At 66.4% G+C, this 14,237-nt stretch carries 18 protein-coding genes and 1 pseudogene; 10 read left to right on the forward strand and 9 right to left on the reverse strand.

Annotated elements, in window-relative coordinates:
* Positions 1-113: 113 nt before the first annotated feature.
* Positions 114-1,445, reverse strand: coding sequence for a PQQ-binding-like beta-propeller repeat protein (locus ACWD6R_RS19925; protein WP_451819895.1), 1,332 nt, complete (start codon positions 1,443-1,445; stop codon positions 114-116).
* 530 nt (positions 1,446-1,975) lie between these two features.
* Here ACWD6R_RS19925 and ACWD6R_RS19930 point away from each other — a divergent pair.
* The 3 genes from ACWD6R_RS19930 (at position 1,976) to ACWD6R_RS19940 (ending at position 3,666) form a co-directional block, all read left to right on the forward strand.
* Positions 1,976-2,326: a hypothetical protein gene (locus tag ACWD6R_RS19930; protein WP_451819896.1), complete on the forward strand. Its 351-nt coding sequence runs from the start codon at positions 1,976-1,978 to the stop codon at positions 2,324-2,326.
* Between the two features lie 180 nt (positions 2,327-2,506).
* A complete protein-coding gene (locus tag ACWD6R_RS19935; protein ID WP_451819897.1) occupies positions 2,507-2,977 on the forward strand; it encodes a DIP1984 family protein in 471 nt (156 codons plus the stop codon).
* Between the two features lie 278 nt (positions 2,978-3,255).
* Positions 3,256-3,666: a DUF5958 family protein gene (locus tag ACWD6R_RS19940; RefSeq protein ID WP_451819898.1), complete on the forward strand. Its 411-nt coding sequence runs from the start codon at positions 3,256-3,258 to the stop codon at positions 3,664-3,666.
* A gap of 23 nt (positions 3,667-3,689) precedes the next feature.
* Here the strand turns inward: ACWD6R_RS19940 and ACWD6R_RS19945 are convergent, their stop codons facing one another.
* Complete coding sequence (locus ACWD6R_RS19945; protein ID WP_451819899.1) at positions 3,690-4,280, reverse strand: DUF4240 domain-containing protein; 591 nt, start codon at positions 4,278-4,280, stop codon at positions 3,690-3,692.
* A 57-nt stretch (positions 4,281-4,337) separates the two neighbouring features.
* Here ACWD6R_RS19945 and ACWD6R_RS19950 point away from each other — a divergent pair, with 57 nt between their 5' ends.
* The 4 genes from ACWD6R_RS19950 (at position 4,338) to ACWD6R_RS19965 (ending at position 8,524) form a co-directional block, all read left to right on the forward strand.
* A complete protein-coding gene (locus ACWD6R_RS19950) occupies positions 4,338-4,604 on the forward strand; it encodes a hypothetical protein (RefSeq protein WP_451819900.1) in 267 nt (88 codons plus the stop codon).
* An 82-nt stretch (positions 4,605-4,686) separates the two neighbouring features.
* Positions 4,687-5,439, forward strand: coding sequence for a TnsA-like heteromeric transposase endonuclease subunit (locus tag ACWD6R_RS19955; RefSeq protein WP_451819901.1), 753 nt, complete (start codon positions 4,687-4,689; stop codon positions 5,437-5,439).
* Positions 5,436-7,475: a Mu transposase C-terminal domain-containing protein gene (locus ACWD6R_RS19960; protein ID WP_451819902.1), complete on the forward strand. Its 2,040-nt coding sequence runs from the start codon at positions 5,436-5,438 to the stop codon at positions 7,473-7,475. The genes ACWD6R_RS19955 and ACWD6R_RS19960 overlap by 4 nt, the downstream gene beginning before the upstream one ends.
* Positions 7,472-8,524, forward strand: coding sequence for an AAA family ATPase (locus ACWD6R_RS19965; protein WP_451819903.1), 1,053 nt, complete (start codon positions 7,472-7,474; stop codon positions 8,522-8,524). Before ACWD6R_RS19960 ends, ACWD6R_RS19965 begins: the two co-directional genes overlap by 4 nt.
* A 336-nt stretch (positions 8,525-8,860) precedes the next feature.
* On the opposite strand, the gene ACWD6R_RS19970 is transcribed toward ACWD6R_RS19965, so the two are convergent.
* Positions 8,861-9,076, reverse strand: a complete 216-nt coding sequence (locus ACWD6R_RS19970) for a hypothetical protein (RefSeq protein ID WP_451819904.1) — start codon at positions 9,074-9,076, stop codon at positions 8,861-8,863.
* Here ACWD6R_RS19970 and ACWD6R_RS19975 point away from each other — a divergent pair, their 5' ends adjacent.
* Positions 9,077-9,508, forward strand: coding sequence for a hypothetical protein (locus tag ACWD6R_RS19975; RefSeq protein WP_451819905.1), 432 nt, complete (start codon positions 9,077-9,079; stop codon positions 9,506-9,508). It begins immediately after the preceding gene.
* A gap of 330 nt (positions 9,509-9,838) precedes the next feature.
* Complete coding sequence (locus ACWD6R_RS19980) at positions 9,839-10,198, forward strand: hypothetical protein (RefSeq protein ID WP_451819906.1); 360 nt, start codon at positions 9,839-9,841, stop codon at positions 10,196-10,198.
* Between the two features lie 90 nt (positions 10,199-10,288).
* On the opposite strand, the pseudogene ACWD6R_RS19985 reads toward ACWD6R_RS19980, so the two are convergent.
* Positions 10,289-10,471 (reverse strand): annotated as a pseudogene (locus ACWD6R_RS19985) (IS630 family transposase); the annotation flags it as partial.
* On the opposite strand from ACWD6R_RS19985, the gene ACWD6R_RS19990 reads away from it, so the two are divergent.
* A complete protein-coding gene (locus ACWD6R_RS19990) occupies positions 10,457-10,732 on the forward strand; it encodes a DUF6368 family protein (RefSeq protein ID WP_451819907.1) in 276 nt (91 codons plus the stop codon). The pseudogene ACWD6R_RS19985 and the gene ACWD6R_RS19990 sit on opposite strands and share 15 nt — an antisense overlap.
* 29 nt (positions 10,733-10,761) lie before the next feature.
* Here ACWD6R_RS19990 and ACWD6R_RS19995 read toward each other — a convergent pair whose 3' ends face one another.
* The 5 genes from ACWD6R_RS19995 to ACWD6R_RS20015 form a co-directional block, all read right to left on the reverse strand.
* The gene (locus ACWD6R_RS19995) at positions 10,762-11,997 is read right to left on the reverse strand and encodes a TniQ family protein (RefSeq protein WP_451819908.1); all 1,236 of its coding nucleotides are present in this window, start codon (positions 11,995-11,997) and stop codon (positions 10,762-10,764) included.
* Between the two features lie 10 nt (positions 11,998-12,007).
* Positions 12,008-12,610 (reverse strand): hypothetical protein, encoded by a 603-nt coding sequence (locus ACWD6R_RS20000; protein WP_451819909.1) that lies wholly within the window; start codon positions 12,608-12,610, stop codon positions 12,008-12,010.
* 230 nt (positions 12,611-12,840) lie between these two features.
* Positions 12,841-13,206, reverse strand: a complete 366-nt coding sequence (locus ACWD6R_RS20005; protein ID WP_451819910.1) for a hypothetical protein — start codon at positions 13,204-13,206, stop codon at positions 12,841-12,843.
* Positions 13,203-13,817, reverse strand: a complete 615-nt coding sequence (locus ACWD6R_RS20010) for a hypothetical protein (RefSeq protein ID WP_451819911.1) — start codon at positions 13,815-13,817, stop codon at positions 13,203-13,205. Before ACWD6R_RS20010 ends, ACWD6R_RS20005 begins: the two co-directional genes overlap by 4 nt.
* Entirely contained in the window at positions 13,814-14,164 is a 351-nt protein-coding gene (locus ACWD6R_RS20015) for a hypothetical protein (RefSeq protein ID WP_451819912.1), read from the reverse strand. The genes ACWD6R_RS20010 and ACWD6R_RS20015 overlap by 4 nt, the downstream gene beginning before the upstream one ends.
* Positions 14,165-14,237 lie beyond the last annotated feature (73 nt).

Below are 14,237 nucleotides of genomic sequence, written 5' to 3' on the forward strand. Positions count from 1 at the left end.
TCACCCGCTCCCGCCTCGGACGACTCGTCCGCCAAGGCATCCTCACCCAGCCCGGACGCGGCCAATACGAGAAACGGACTTAACGTCCTCTCAGAGCCATCTGGCTGTGCATCTCAGTCAACCTTGGCCATCTGCTGTGCCGGGCACTCCAGTATCCGGCCGTCGACGGTCCCGATGAGCAAGTGTCCTTGAGGCGCGACAGCGAGGGACAGTGCCGTGGTCGGTACTCCGTCGACCTTGAGCTCGGTGTGCCATCGCACCGAGCCGTCGTTGGCGTGCAGTGCTGTCAGGGCGCCGGAGTTGTAGGCCACGTAGACGGTGTCCCCGTCGGTGTCGAGGGCAGTGGCAGGATGATCGGTGCGGTACTGCCACTGCACTGAGCTGTTCAGGGATCGCCGCACGACGTAGGCGCCATCGGGTTGGAGCCCCTGACCGTGGTGGACGGCGCCGGCATAGACCAGGGACTGCCCTATTTCGACCGCAGGGCCCCCGAAATGATGCTCCTCCGGTACCCAGGAGTGTGGGAAGAGCCTCCGCAACGTCCCATCGGCGTCCAGGGCGGTGACCCACTTGTCCCTGTGCGGCTTGTCCGGGTCAGTGCCGACCAAGATGTACGGGCGGCTCGCGCGACGGACGGCGAACGGGTGGTTGAACAAGTCGAAGCGGCTGACTTCCGGACCGTCTACAGGACCGTCGAGGTCGAACATCAGCAGCCGTTCGGGACGCTTGCGACGGCCGTCCAACGGCCTAAGAATCGTCCTGTGGTCGCCTGCGACGAGAACCGTGGACACGCCTGGGCTTAGGGTCTCCAGCACCTGCCCTGTGTCGACAGAGATTCGGGCCAGCCGGGGTGCGGACCTCTCCCAGTCTCCTCCCGTGTGGCGAAGGCGGCGTTCGGCGTTGGTCCACACCCATGTGCCGTCTGAGGCCAGAACCAGCTGTCGGCCGCCCTCCTCGTCCTCGACCGCCCATTGCAGGTCTCCGGATGGCAGCCACGACTCCGCCAGCACCCCGTCCAGAGCGGCCAGCACGCGGCCGTCCTCCGTACCTTCGACAGCCCACACCCGTCGACGTACGGACCACTGCCGACCGGCCGAGGCCGCGAGGCCCGCGAGGAACCGGCGGGCCTCCGCGCTGTGGTCCGGCTGGAGAACCGGTTCCGCGGGGGCAGCCAACTCCTCGGCACCGACCGACCCCTGCCCGACGGCGCCCCAGTCTGAGCGAGCCACAACGACTGCATGACCCTGCTCATGTGCCTGCGGGTTCTCCCAGTCGTCACACGGCGCCAAGACCAGACCAAGTGCCGTCTCGCTGCACCATTCCACGCCGAGCACCTCCCGCTGGTACTGCAGGGCGGACACCACGTCGCCGGAGTCCAGGTGGATCAGCAGCAGCTCGCCTTCAAACGAGTAACCGCCGTCGTAGCGCCCCGTACCAACGGCCAACAGAGGAAGAACCGGGTGGAAGGCGAGAGCCCGAACGGGGTACCTCGACCGCACCAGGTGCTGGCACCGCAGCCCGGCCTGCTCATAGACACCGATACGGTGCCCTGTCCATCGGGAGTCCGCGGTCCCGCTGCCACTCCACTGGATATGCCCGAGGTCCCCACCCACAGCGACCGTCCGCGAGTGCTCGTCAGCGACGGCCAGAGCAGGTTCACCGATCTCGGCGAATGGGCCGTCGCCGAGCACGCGTCGGACTATCGGTGCAAGGGGCATACGGGGGTCCTCCCAGGTCGGCACATGCACGACCGCCGTCCTGGGCGCGGCACGGCGGCAGCTCATGATCCCGTCGGGCGGCGGGGTACACCAGTGGATTTCAGCCGGGCAAGGCCCTGCCCGTACAAGTCGCTGCCGGGGATCCTTGCGGCGGACTACGCCGAACGTCTGGAGGCGGCCCGCAGCAGGCTTCGTCCAGCCCTGGACGACAGCGCCAGTGACGAGGAGGGTGCAGACGCATGAAGCCCCTCTCGGAAATGACTGAACGTGAGTACTTCGCCAGCGTCGGCCACCGTCCCGGCATGTTCGTCAGCAAGACCTCCTTCCACATGCTGACCGCGTTCCTGACCGGCTACGACCAGCACGCCCTCCGGCACGGTGGGCACGGGCTCACCGGCTGGCACGACTGGCTCATCGCCCGTCGCGGACGCGACTGCAACCACGCCTGGCCCGGCCAGCTCCTCCACATCGCCCTCCCGAACGGCTGGGACAACATCTGGAACCTCCCGCCTGAGGACGAACAACATGCGATCAAGGTCCTGTTCGAGCTCCTCGCCGAGTTCGCTGCCGAGAGCGAAGTAGCGCAGGGCACACGATTCTCAGGTTGACTGAGACGCCAGGCCTCACCGCTTCTCACTCAAGATGACGCATTCACTGGTCACAGCCCCGACGTGGTCCACCTTCACTGAGACGGGACATCAAGGCTCCGGCAGAGCAACAATCCAGATGCGTATGGGCCGGCTCGCACTCGTATACTCGTGCGACTCAGAGAGGGGGAGGTGGAGACAGTGAAGCTTGCTGAGGCACTGGCAGAACGTGCGGAGGCGACGCGCCGTGTAGAGCAACTGCGAGCGCGCGTCGTCAGCAGTGCGCGGTACCAGGAGGGGGAGACACCCGCCGAAGATGCAGCCCAGCTGTTGGCTGAGGCCGGTGAGGTACTGAACGCTCTGGAAACGTTGATCCGGCGGATCAACCGGACCAATGCCACCGTAGCTGTGGGTCCGGACGGCACGCTCACCGATGCCCTCGCACGCCGGGACGTCCTGCGGTTGCGTCACTCTGTGGTCACCGCGGCGGCGGACGCGGCAGCGGGTACGAGCGAGCGGGGATACGGCCGGCAGCTTCGGTCCGAGCTGATGATGCTCTCCGCGCTTCCCGTCGCGGAACTGCGCGGTCAGGCGGATGTAATCGCCCGGGAAATCCGCGAGGTCGATGTGCGGATCCAGCGTACGAACTGGGAGGTCGATCTGCTGGACTGAGCAGTCCAGCAAGCTCGGACGATGTGGAGCAGGTAGCTGCTTCGGAGGCGTGCACACACCGAGGGCCGGCGGTTTTCCAGCCCACTCCTGGCGCGTGAAGAGCAACGCGGGGGTTCGACTCCCCATCAACAGTGCAGCTCAGCACCGCGTACAGGTAAAGGTGCACATCGCACAGCACATCACCACGTGCAGATCCGAGGCGGCGAGGGCGGGTTCGGGGCTTTCCACATCGCAGCACCATGACAAGCGGCGATTCGAGCGCAACGGGGGGCGTGGGAATGACTGATCCGTACATCATTCTCAACGAGCTTGCCCAGGAGCTTCGACCGATGCCACAGGGCATCGAGTGGTTCGAGAGACTCTCTGCTGACGAGCAGTCCACGACCCTGCGGCTCCTGTCACATTTCTGCGTTCAGGCCCGTGCCACCACCGAGGACGGAACGGAAAGTATCCGCCGCTCCGGACTTCGCGCCACCCACACGCCAGCAGTTCTGATCGTACGAGGTCGGATCGATCAACAACTCGGGAAGATCGCCAGTCTCACCCCTCACGACGAGCGCCTCAAGTCATTCCGACTGCTGATCGCGGTGCTGGCAGTCGCCGACGGACGCCGACGAGAGCGCTTCTGCTCCGACGGTTGCGGCCACGAATGGCATCGCCTGTCTGTCGACACCCTTCCGGAACGCTGACCTGGTTCCTCGCGCTGCCGCCCCTACCGGGCCAGCGGTCGCAGCGGAAACATCGCGCTCAGCCGAGGCAGTTTGCGCGCGGCCTCGGCTTCACTCCGCACATCCCACTGCTCGCCGAGCGGCCCTCGGCTTCCCCTCACATCGCCCTGCTCGGCTTCGACGGCTTCATAGAAGGCGTCGCCGCAGTCGTCAATTTTGGTGAGGAGCCCGTACGCCTCCATGGCGACGTAGTCGAGGGACTCCCACTCGGGCCAGTCGTCGTTCCAGAGCTCCCGAAGGTGACCCACCAGGCACTGAACCTCGGGGGTGTCGGCCAGAGCGTCGGGATCGGCTATCGCCCGAGAAAAGGCGTTCCGGCCGAGCCCCACCATCCACAGGCCGAAGTAGCAGAACCCGTCGTCCGAACACCAGCCGCCGAAGATCCGCTCCGCCGCAGCCCATAGATCCCAGGTGAAGGCTTCGTGCGTCAATTCGTCCAGGCGAACCTGGAACTGCACGATCTCTGTCAGCGGCCTCCGCGACAACTCGTCACGCAACCACGTCAGCCGTTCGTCCCGGCCACGCGTCTGCCGCCGGCACTCTTCGATGAGCTTCCAGAAGGAATCGATGTCCACAGCGGCACTGTGCCAGGCACCTCTGACACCGCGGGGTCGGCGAACTAGGTTCGAGCAGTGGAGAACGCGGAGATCATCATCAAGCTCACCCATGATGAGGCACTGGTCCTGTCCGATTGGCTGGAGAGGGTGCAGATGACAGACCTCAGCCGGCTCGTCGACGACGAGGCGGTCTGGGCCCCCATTCATAGGCTGGCCGGAACGCTCGACAAGTCCCTGCCTGGGATGTTCGCAGCGAACTACGGCGAACGTTTGGACGCTGCGCGTCGCAGGCTTCGACCCGCCTCAGACGATGTCGCCAGTGATCGTGAAGACTCCGACTGAGCTGGCTGGCAGCATCACTCACTTGAGGGGTTTCAGCCCAAAACTTCTGGTGGATTCCCATTGATTCTGGACAGTGAAGTCCATGGGGCTGGGTGGGGCGAGCGATGCGGCACCGCTGGACGTGGGCGGATTCGAGGTCGGTTGGCGGGATGCCAAAGGTGAACACCGCCGACCGCTGAGTGAGGCGGAGGAGGTCGAGTTCGAGGCGGGGCTGCCGGTACGTGGGTTCCCGTCGTACCGCGGTCAGCGGAACTTCCCGGGCCTGTACTGGTCGGCCACGACGGGCGGGCATGTGGGGTTCGAGTCGTGGCTGGAGCGGGATCACGCGATGCTGCTGGACTTCACACCCGAGGTGACTGGGCTGCTGTCGCAGCCGCTATGGCTGTTCTGGCAGAACGACAAGGGCCGGGTGGTCTCGCACGCGCCGGACTACTTCGCACGGTTCGAGGACGGCCGAGGATTGCTGGTGGACTGCCGGCCTCTTGACCGGGTCGATGAGCGGTCGGCGGCCAAGTTCGCAGTGACGCGGCTGGCGTGTGAGGCGGTGGGCTGGGGCTATCGGGTGGTCGGGACGGTGGACCCGGTCCGGATGGCCAATGTCCGCTGGCTGGCGGGGTATCGGCACCCTCGGCACGCGACGGCCGCGGGGTTGGCCGAGCGGCTGATGTTGGTGTTCTCGGTGCCCTCGCCGTTGGTGGGGCAGGCGTCGCTGCTGGGTGATCCGATTGCGGTGTTGCCAGCGGTGTTCCATCTACTCTGGGCCGGGCGGCTCTGGGCGGACCTGTCGAAGCCGCTGACGGACACGACGCTGGTGTCGCGGGCTGAGGCGTGGTGAGCGGATGGGCGGCGCTGCGCGTCGGCGACCAGGTCCGGCTCGACGAGCGGCTGCACTCCGTAGTCGGGTTGTCAGGGACGCTGGTGCGGCTGGCCGACGAGGCCGGTCGGGCGAGTCTGGTGTTGCTGCCTCATCTACTGGCCGCCGACGGCTTCGAGTTTTTTGGTCAGCGGGACACGTCACCGGTGGTAGCGCCCTTTGCGTTGCTGGACACCGTTCCGCCGCAAGAGGCGGAGAGGGCCATCGCCTGGGAACAGCATCTACTGGAGGTGGAGTCCGGGCGGCAGAGCGGTATCGGAGCCGGGGCGGGGCCGCGGCCGGAGTACGACCCGGCCCTCCACACCTTGGAGGAGCGGGTCGCCGCGAAGGCCGCCGAGTTGCGTGCCCTGGGCTGGACGGTGAGCGCGCGGACGGTCGATCGGATGCGGGCCCGCTACCGGGATCAAGGAGTCTGGGGCCTGGTCGATCACCGCAAGACCCGTCTGTCCTCGCCGACGGGCCGGGCTGATGAACGGGTGGTGGCAGCCGTCGCGGAGGTGCTGGCCAGCCAGCTGGCAGAGTCGACCGGGACACGAGGCCGGGTGCGGCGCAGGGTCGAGGCCCTGCTGACCGAGCGGTATGGGGCCGGGGTAGTACCCATGCCGTCGAAGACGACGTTCTACCGGCTTCTCGAGGCAGTGAGCGCGGGAACGCACGCCTTCGGTTCGGCTACGTCCCGTCGCTCCCAAGCTCGGCGGCCCGAGGGGATGTTCACGCCGTCTGCGGCCTGCCGACCCGGCGAGCTGGTGCAGATCGACACTACTCCGTTGGACGTACTGGTGATCCTGGAGGACGGGGTGAGCGGTCGTCCGGAACTGACCATCGCCGTTGACGTGGCGACCCGGACGATCTGCGCGGCGGTGCTGCGGCCGGCGGGCACCAAAGCGGTCGATGCGTCGCTGCTGCTGGCGAAGATGCTGGTCCCCGAGCCGCTGCGGCCGGGCTGGCCGGAGGCTCTGGCCCTGTCGGCAACGCTGATTCCGCACGCCCGGCTGCTGGACATCGACGCCCGGCTGGAGCAGGCCGCCGCGAAACCGGTGATCGTCCCGGAAACCATCGGCATCGATCACGGCAAGGTGTTCGTCTCCGACGCGTTCATCGCCGCCTGTCGGTCGCTGGGCGTCTCCGTGCAGCCCTCGCGGCCCGCCACTCCGACGGACAAGGCCATCGTGGAGCGGACGTTTTCCTCCATCAACACCCTGTTCTGCCAGCATGTTTCCGGCTACACCGGCTCCAACACGGACCGCCGCGGCGCGGGTGTCGAGGCGGTATGGACGCTCGGGGAACTCGATGACCTTCTTCAGGAATGGATCGTGGCCTGCTGGCAGCAGCGGCCGCACGACGGGCTTCGTAGTCCGTTCCTGCCCGGCCGGTCGATGTCACCCAACGACGCGTACGCGCTGCTCGTGGCCCGCACCGGCTACGTCCCGCTGCCGCTGAGCGGTCTCGACTACCTCGAACTGCTGCCAGCGGTCTGGCGGTCGGTGAACGACTACGGAATCCGTATCGACCATCGCACCTACAACTGCCCAGAGTTGGCTCCGTTGCGGCGCCGCCCTTCGGGAGTGGCCGCGAAAGGCGGTCTCTGGGAGGTCCACTACGACCCCTACGACCTGTCTCAGGTCTGGGTACGCAACGCGCGCACCGGAGAGTGGATCACGGTTCCGTGGACACACCGGTACCTGGTCTCGACACCGTTCGCGGACTTCACCTGGCGCCGAGCCCGGGACCTGCTTGCGATGCGGGGCCAGGACGACACCGACCAAGCCGCCGTGGCCGCAGCAGTCGACCAGTTGCTGACACGGGCGGAAACCGGGCCGGACCGCCGTATCGCGGCCCGTACCCGCGCCGCCCTGGAGCCCGCCCGGTCCGTCCCTGCGCTGCCGCAGGCACCAGCTTTGGAAGACGCCGAGGACGAGGCCACCGCCCCGGAGCAGACGTCGAACGTCATTCCCTTCGGCGTCTTCGACGCCTTCACCGACGGGAGCCGCCTGTGAGCGAGGCTCCGCCACAGGACATCGCCAATCCTCAGATGTCGCTGACCACGAAGGAAGGTTGGCGGGCGTTCGTCGACGAGAACCCGGAGCCCCCGCCGTCTCTCCCGTCCGGCACCGTCCTGGACGAGGACGAGCTGGAGTCCTACAAGGAAGCGCGGATCGACTACCACACACGATCCGTCATCGTGAATACCCCCACAATCCGTGGCGTCGTCACCACGGGCCGCAAACGCATCGTGCTCAACCGGCACCAAGTCTCCGCCCGTCGCGGCCTGATCGTGTCCGGTTCGGCCGGCACCGGCAAGACCACAGCGATCACCCAGCTGGGCAAGAACGTCGAACAGATCACCCGGCGGCGCAACCCCACCGCCGTCGGCGGACTGCCGGTCGTCTTCGTCACCGTCCCCCCGGCGGCTACCCCGAAGATGCTCGCAGGCGAGTTCGCTCGATTCCTCGGCATCCCCCTGGAGCACCGCATGAGCCAGGTCCAAATCACCAACGCCGTCTGTGACCTGCTCGGCAAGCTCGGCACCACGCTCGTCCTGGTCGACGAGATCCACAACCTCGACCTGACCACCCGCAACGGAGCCGAGGCATCCGACCAACTGAAGTACCTCTCGGAACGGATCGCGGCCACCTTTGTGCTTGCTGGTCTCGACGTCGAGACCAGCAGCCTGTTCCAGGGCACTCGCGGACAGCAGATCGCCGGCCGCTATACGGTCATCCCCTCCCGACCGTTCGGCCACAGGAACCGCGTGGACAAGGAGAGCTGGCAGGCCCTGGTGGTGACGATGGAGAACTCCCTGCGACTACATGCCCATCGTCCCGGCACCTTGGTCGCCATGACCGATTACCTCCACGAGCGCACCGGCGGGCTGATCGGCAGTCTTTCCCAGCTCATCCGAGAAGCCGCAGTCGACGCCATCGACAGCGGCACGGAAAAGATCACCAAGCGCATGCTCGACGAGATCGAGCTCGACCACGCCGTCCAGAAGACCCGACCCGATCGCCCCCGTGCCAAGTACGCCCGCAGGCCGAAGGCGGCCTGAGTAATGGAGCCCTGGGAAGCCCCGGTTCGGATCCTTCCACTTCCTGTGCCACCGGTCCACGGAGAAGTCTTCGGCTGGTACTTGCACCGCCTCGCTGCCGCCAACCAAGTGACGGCGGGACAGCTAGCGAAAACTCTGACACCGTTCAAAAACGCGCAGGTTGGTATGCGGACGGACACACTTTGGCGCTGGACTCCGATGGTCCTGCCACGGCTGGCCATCCTGACGGGGCTTGCGTCCGAGACCCTCCGCATGCTGCTACCAGCGATCGCCCGGGTTGAGGCGCGCACCACAGGTGAGGTAGTCCGCTACCGTCGGCGTCTCTACGTCGCCTGCTCACACTGCATGCACCGCCGCGGGATCACCAGGCCAGTCCTCGCCCATCGCCCCGCAGATCTCCAGCTCTGTCGCCGACACGGCATCTGGGTGGACGGCAACCGCCACTACCGCGTCGGTCACCTCCCAGAGCTCTTTACCGCTGAGCACCGACACCGACGGATCGCCCGGCGCTTCCCCGACACCCTGGAAGCAGCGACGAAGGAAGCGCAGCACTTGGTCCGCTCCTGGCTCCTGAACAAGAACCAACCTCATCTGCTCTCACGCTGGAACGACCGCCTCGCCCAACTCCCTCCCAAGGAAGCCATCTACGGGAACATCATCAGGCGACGCGTCGACGAGCGGGAGTACATCGCCACCTATCCCGAATTCGTCACGCTGCTGGGCATACTGGCCGATCCTGCTTGGCGGGCACTACGGGCACCTGGCCGACGGACAAGCCTCAGCCAGCACCGGCGCACCATCGACGCCGTCTACTCAGAGGCCGAGCACCGGCTGAACGTCCCCACTCTCCGCGAAAAGCTCCGTTCCCACGCCTTCTCCAACGACCCTCTCTTTCGCTGGACCGACTCCCTGGGACGATCGCTGATGCTGGTGACGACGCCGGACGACTACGACGCCCTACGGGATGAGTCCCACCAGAACTGAAAAACACCAGGCCACGGCCGCGCCGTCCGACAGAACAAGTGGGACGGTCTCAGCTCGCGCTCAAGCAGGCGCAGCACCGCCCAGATCCACTGGGCCGCCCGGCTTCCAATCCGTCCCAGCAGAACTGACAAGGCCCAGGTCAGAGGCACCACCTCGATCCAGATCTTTTGGGAACGGACAATAACTGTCACTCCGCAGGGGTTTCTGTCACCAGCCGTTCGTAGTCGCCGAGCGGTGTGAGCCGTGGCGCGCTAGTGCTCTGACCGGATAGGTTCGCCGGAAGCTCGCGGTGTTCGGCATGGACGGGCCTCACCAACCCTCTGTAGGCTGGTGATCGCCTACGAAGGGGGCGGGATGAACGGCAATCCGCTATACCACTGGATAGCGCTGGCAGTGTCCACGGCGCTCATGCTGCCGGTGCCGGTGGCGATACTGGCGGGGTGGACGCCGCCGTGGCTGCGGAAGCGACAGGCCGGGATGCGGCTTCGCGCCTACGGCATTCTGTGCATCTACGCCCTCATGCTCGTCAACGGCATCCCCCGGATCGCCGACGCCTCATTCGAGACGGTCATGGTCTGCATGAACGTCGGCTTCGGGTTCACCGCCGCCGCTGCGGTCCTGTTCCTGCTCTCGGCACTCAAAGATTCAGGCGCCCGGACAGCTGGCCCAGTCGAACCTCGGGAAGGCTGAGAGACGGCTTGCCGTGCCTGCCGCATCGCGGGTTTGGTCTGGCTGCTGGTGCGAGGGGACGTCCGCCCCAGCGGATGCCTTTCTCGCTGCGGCACCGTCGGGCCGGGCGGCGCGGATCGACTTCAGCGCGGCCAGCGTGTTCGCGGCACCTTTCCTGCTGTGATTGACGCCCCACAGGCGGTCGTCGCCAACCGAGTAGCAGCCGTGGAAGTAGCGCACCCCGTGGGTGCGGTGGTAGGTGGCCGGCACGCGGTCGGGATGTTTCCGTTCGGCCCGGCAACGCTCGCTCTCGCCCGCCGTCTCGATACGCTGGTCGATTTCGACGGCCTCTTGCGTGGTCACCCCACCGCGGGAGACGACACGAGCAACGAGGCAGTCCTGGCCCGGGCGAGAGCACTGGCGTCAGATCTCCCGGGGAGGCTGGCGGAGGTCTCCTATGACACCGGCGGTGGGGGCCGGTGGTTTCGACATGTCGGGGACGTGGAGTTCCTGGAAGCCTGGCTGCAACATCCCGACTTCCACTTGATCAAGTAGCGCTTCAGCCTCGATCATCGCGTCCGGGCTCACGGTGCCGGTCGCCACTCGCGGTCTCGCGCTGTCGCGTACTGGTGGATGCCCTCGATCGTGATGGGAGTCCTGTGGGTGAGGAGAAATCGCAGCGGCGGGGAGTTCCTCGGAAAGTTGCGCATCCTGTCGCCCGTGGTCTTCATGGGCCCTTGGACTTCCTGTAGGTGCGCATGGACCGGGGCGAGCGCCGTCAAGGCGCCGCTGTCGGTCCCCTTCAAGATCCGGTGGGCGATGGCGGTCGCCGCGACGTAGGCCCTGGCGTCGACAGATGGGCTGGCCAGCGCGTGGAAGTGGTGGAACTTGCCGGATCCCCCTTTCAGGCGGTCCCTGCGCTCTTCCCTCTCCAGGGCATCTTGCTCAAGGATTTCGTCGTGTTCGGCGCTGAGGGCGAGGTTCCGGGCCGCCGGCCAGGTCAGGGTGATCAGGCCGGCGACGGTGTGCAGGTCGATGAAGTACTGATTGCTGTCGATCATCCACCCGACGCTGCCCACTTCTCGGGGGCCGTCGGGGCAAAGGAATCCGATCAGGTCCTGCTGCAGTGCGAGTGCTGTCTTCAGGAAGTCCTCGCTGCAGGCAGGTGCCGGGGCTTGGTCGTGGCGGGCTCCGCAGATGGGGGCGTTGAGGCGCTCCGGTCGCCCTTCGGTGACGACACGGCATTGGTTGGGGTGAAGATCCTCGTTCTTGATCCTGGGGATGAGTGCGAAGCCCTGAACCTCCATGCCGAGGTGACCGCACTTGGCGCAGTTGTGGCGGAGAAGGCAGCGGTGGGCGGGGCAGGCGAAGACTGGAGGGAGCCGCCAGAGGCGTTTCCAGCTGCCTCCGTGAGCGCGCTCGATGTCGGAGTCGCCGGCCAGGCAGCTGGGGCAGAACCGTGACCAGCGCCGGAACACGTCATGGTTGCCGTGGAGGATCCGTCCCCGGGGCCGACGTATCAGCGTTGCATCGAGTGGTCCGTAGCGGGCGCCGAACGGGGCGAGGAAGAGGTTGGCGACCTCGTCCTCATCGAGTCGGGTGGTGCGTGCGAACTCAGCTGATTGCTCCGGTGTTGGAAGATACTGCTGACTGATGGAGAGATGTTCGGTCAGCCCGGTCCGGTGGGTGCTCAGCCCGGTGTGACGGACGATCGTTCCGGGGCTGACGTTGTTGTGGTGGGCCAGGCGGAGAAGAAGGCCGACGAGGCTTTCATCCGGGAGCGGGGCGAGGCTGCGGGGCAGAGGCCGGAGCGGAGACATGGGGCAGCCGTCACTTTCCCGCGGCCTTGTTGTCGAAGACGGTGTTGCGGGGTTTCTGGCGGCGCTTCGGAGCGGGCTTGGCGGGGACGGCGGGGATCTCGCCGGCCTGCGGGTCGCGGTCGAGAAGGTTGCCGAGGTTGATGGTGATCTCGTCGAGGAGAGGGATGGACAGTTCCTCTTGGCCGGTCTCCATGGCTCGGGTGCAGCCGTCCTGGACGAGTCGGCGCAGCAGACCGACGATGCCCCCGGTGCGGCGGAAGAGGTATTCGGGCATGTCGCCGTCGGTGAGCATGCCGTCCCGGGCACCGAGGAGGCGGAGTTGCTCCTCGGTGCCGGCCAGGTGCTCGATCCAAGCGTTGATCTCCTGCGGAGTCTCGTAGGTGAACGGGTCGAGGTCGACCAGGTCGAAGCGGCGTTCGGTCTGGGTGGCGGCCTGGTCGCTGCGGCCACGCCGGGCGCCGGGCAGAGTCCACTGGCCCGTGCGGGGGTCGGGCCGGCCTTCGCGCAGGAGGCCCGAACCGGGGATGTCGACGCCGATGAGGATGACGGTGGCGTTGAAGGACATCAGGTCGCGGATGAGATCGAGGGTGTCCTGGTCATCCTCACGGTGCATCTTCAACCGGGTGATGTCGTGGCCTTTACCGACCGCAGGAGCTCGGATACCGGCTCTGAACTGCGATGATCCATAGACTACATGTCCGTCACGGTGACGGATGCACTTCTCTGTAGCTCGTCTGAGTGGTGCCGCGGTAGAGCCCGGCGGCGGTGGAGTCGCGGTGTGACAACGCAACGTAGTTAGCATGGAGAAGGCGGCTTTGTCGGCAAGCGCACTCGCCGACGCCGTCAACATGCGGAGATGTCAGGCTTTTCGGGTGCGGTGCGGAGGACGCCTGTGCATGCCAGCAGGGTGGTCGCCGTAGCGCCGAGGAACAGCATGAAGGCCCAGCCCAGGTCGGTTGTGTCGATGCGGCCGATCCGGATGAGGGCGTCTTCAGCGCCTTTCAGGGCGTCGACTGCTTCGCTGAGAGCGAGCGTCTTCTGGCCGCGCCTGAGGGTGTGGTGAAGTCGCGCCTTGTAGATGCCGGCAAGCTCGGCTGCGGGGACCAGGCCGTCCCAGATGATGAAGTCGCCCTCTGCCAGGGTGGCTCGGGCCATGGCATGGACTGTCGTGTCGCCGCTGAGCATCGCGATCAGCTCATCACGGGTCATGTGTGTTTCCCGTCGCGGGGTTCCGTCTCGGTTCCCGGTCGGGTCCAGAGTGTGAGGTCACTGCTGCTGGCGACTGCGAGGGTTCGTCCGGAGGGAGAGAAGCCCGCGGCTCGGAGCGTCGAGTAGTCGGAGTGGAAGATGTGCCACCACTTCTCTGCGTGCGGTCCGTTGTGAGGCATGCCGCCGTCTGCGGAGAGCAGGACGCGGTCGTTGGGCCACTCCGGGCTGATCACTTCCAGTGTCCAGCCGTCAGCGGTGGTGCTGTGCAACCCGCCTCCGAAGAGCCCGGCGATGGGCACTCGGGTTCCGGTGATCGGCCCCAGCCCTGGGCAGGAGAGGTCAGGAACCGCGTCCGGGGTACTCGTGTCGGGGTCGGGATCGCGATCTCGGGCGATCTTCTCGCCAGTGGTGGCGTCGAAGAGCCCGTGACCGTCGTAGGAGACCACCATGACCAGGTCATGCCCGGTGTCGGGTGCCAGCGCGAAGCCGATGCCGAGCAGGCCGCCGACCGGGGTGCGCCGGTCCAGGACGGGGCGCCAGGGAGCTGGCGGTGCGATCACCGGGGCTGCGAGGAACCGTTCGCGAAGCTGCTGCTGGTAGTCCGAGATCACGGTGTCTCCTCGTGCTTCGTCGATGATCCGGTTGAGGCGAGTCGAAGTCGAGCGGCGGCCCAGATCCGCTCGAAGACGTCTTCGGTGATTTCTGCAGGGCCGTCGGCATCTTCCCAGCCGGTGAGGTCGCCTTCCGCAAGGACGCTGTACTGCCTCTCGTAGGCGGCCGTCGCAGCGGCATCGCCATGGTCTCTGCACTGCAAGACCTCGCCGAGCGCGGCTGCGGTGACCGGAGTGCGCTTGGGCCCCTGCAGATCCACTTGCCGGCTCACCCACTGCTCATCGTCGAGCTCGAAATAGGACCAGGTGGCGCTCTCACCGTCATGCGTTCGGATCCATCGCGTCATGGCCCTATCGTCGCTGACCTCGGCAACCAGATTTTGGACTGGGGGGATAGCCCGAAGCCGGTCAGCTTGCTTG

It is taken from the genome of Streptomyces sp. NPDC005151 (assembly GCF_053599875.1).

Coding starts and splice junctions, on each gene's coding strand:
- ACWD6R_RS19930 (WP_451819896.1), top strand. CDS start 1,976: ATGACTGAACGTGAGTACTTCGCCAGCGTCGGCCACCGTCCCGGCATG.
- ACWD6R_RS19940 (WP_451819898.1), top strand. CDS start 3,256: ATGACTGATCCGTACATCATTCTCAACGAGCTTGCCCAGGAGCTTCGA.
- ACWD6R_RS19955 (WP_451819901.1), top strand. CDS start 4,687: ATGGGGCTGGGTGGGGCGAGCGATGCGGCACCGCTGGACGTGGGCGGA.
- ACWD6R_RS19990 (WP_451819907.1), top strand. CDS start 10,457: ATGTTTCCGTTCGGCCCGGCAACGCTCGCTCTCGCCCGCCGTCTCGAT.
- ACWD6R_RS19995 (WP_451819908.1), bottom strand. CDS start 11,997: ATGTCTCCGCTCCGGCCTCTGCCCCGCAGCCTCGCCCCGCTCCCGGAT.
- ACWD6R_RS20000 (WP_451819909.1), bottom strand. CDS start 12,610: ATGCACCGTGAGGATGACCAGGACACCCTCGATCTCATCCGCGACCTG.
- ACWD6R_RS20005 (WP_451819910.1), bottom strand. CDS start 13,206: ATGACCCGTGATGAGCTGATCGCGATGCTCAGCGGCGACACGACAGTC.
- ACWD6R_RS20015 (WP_451819912.1), bottom strand. CDS start 14,164: ATGACGCGATGGATCCGAACGCATGACGGTGAGAGCGCCACCTGGTCC.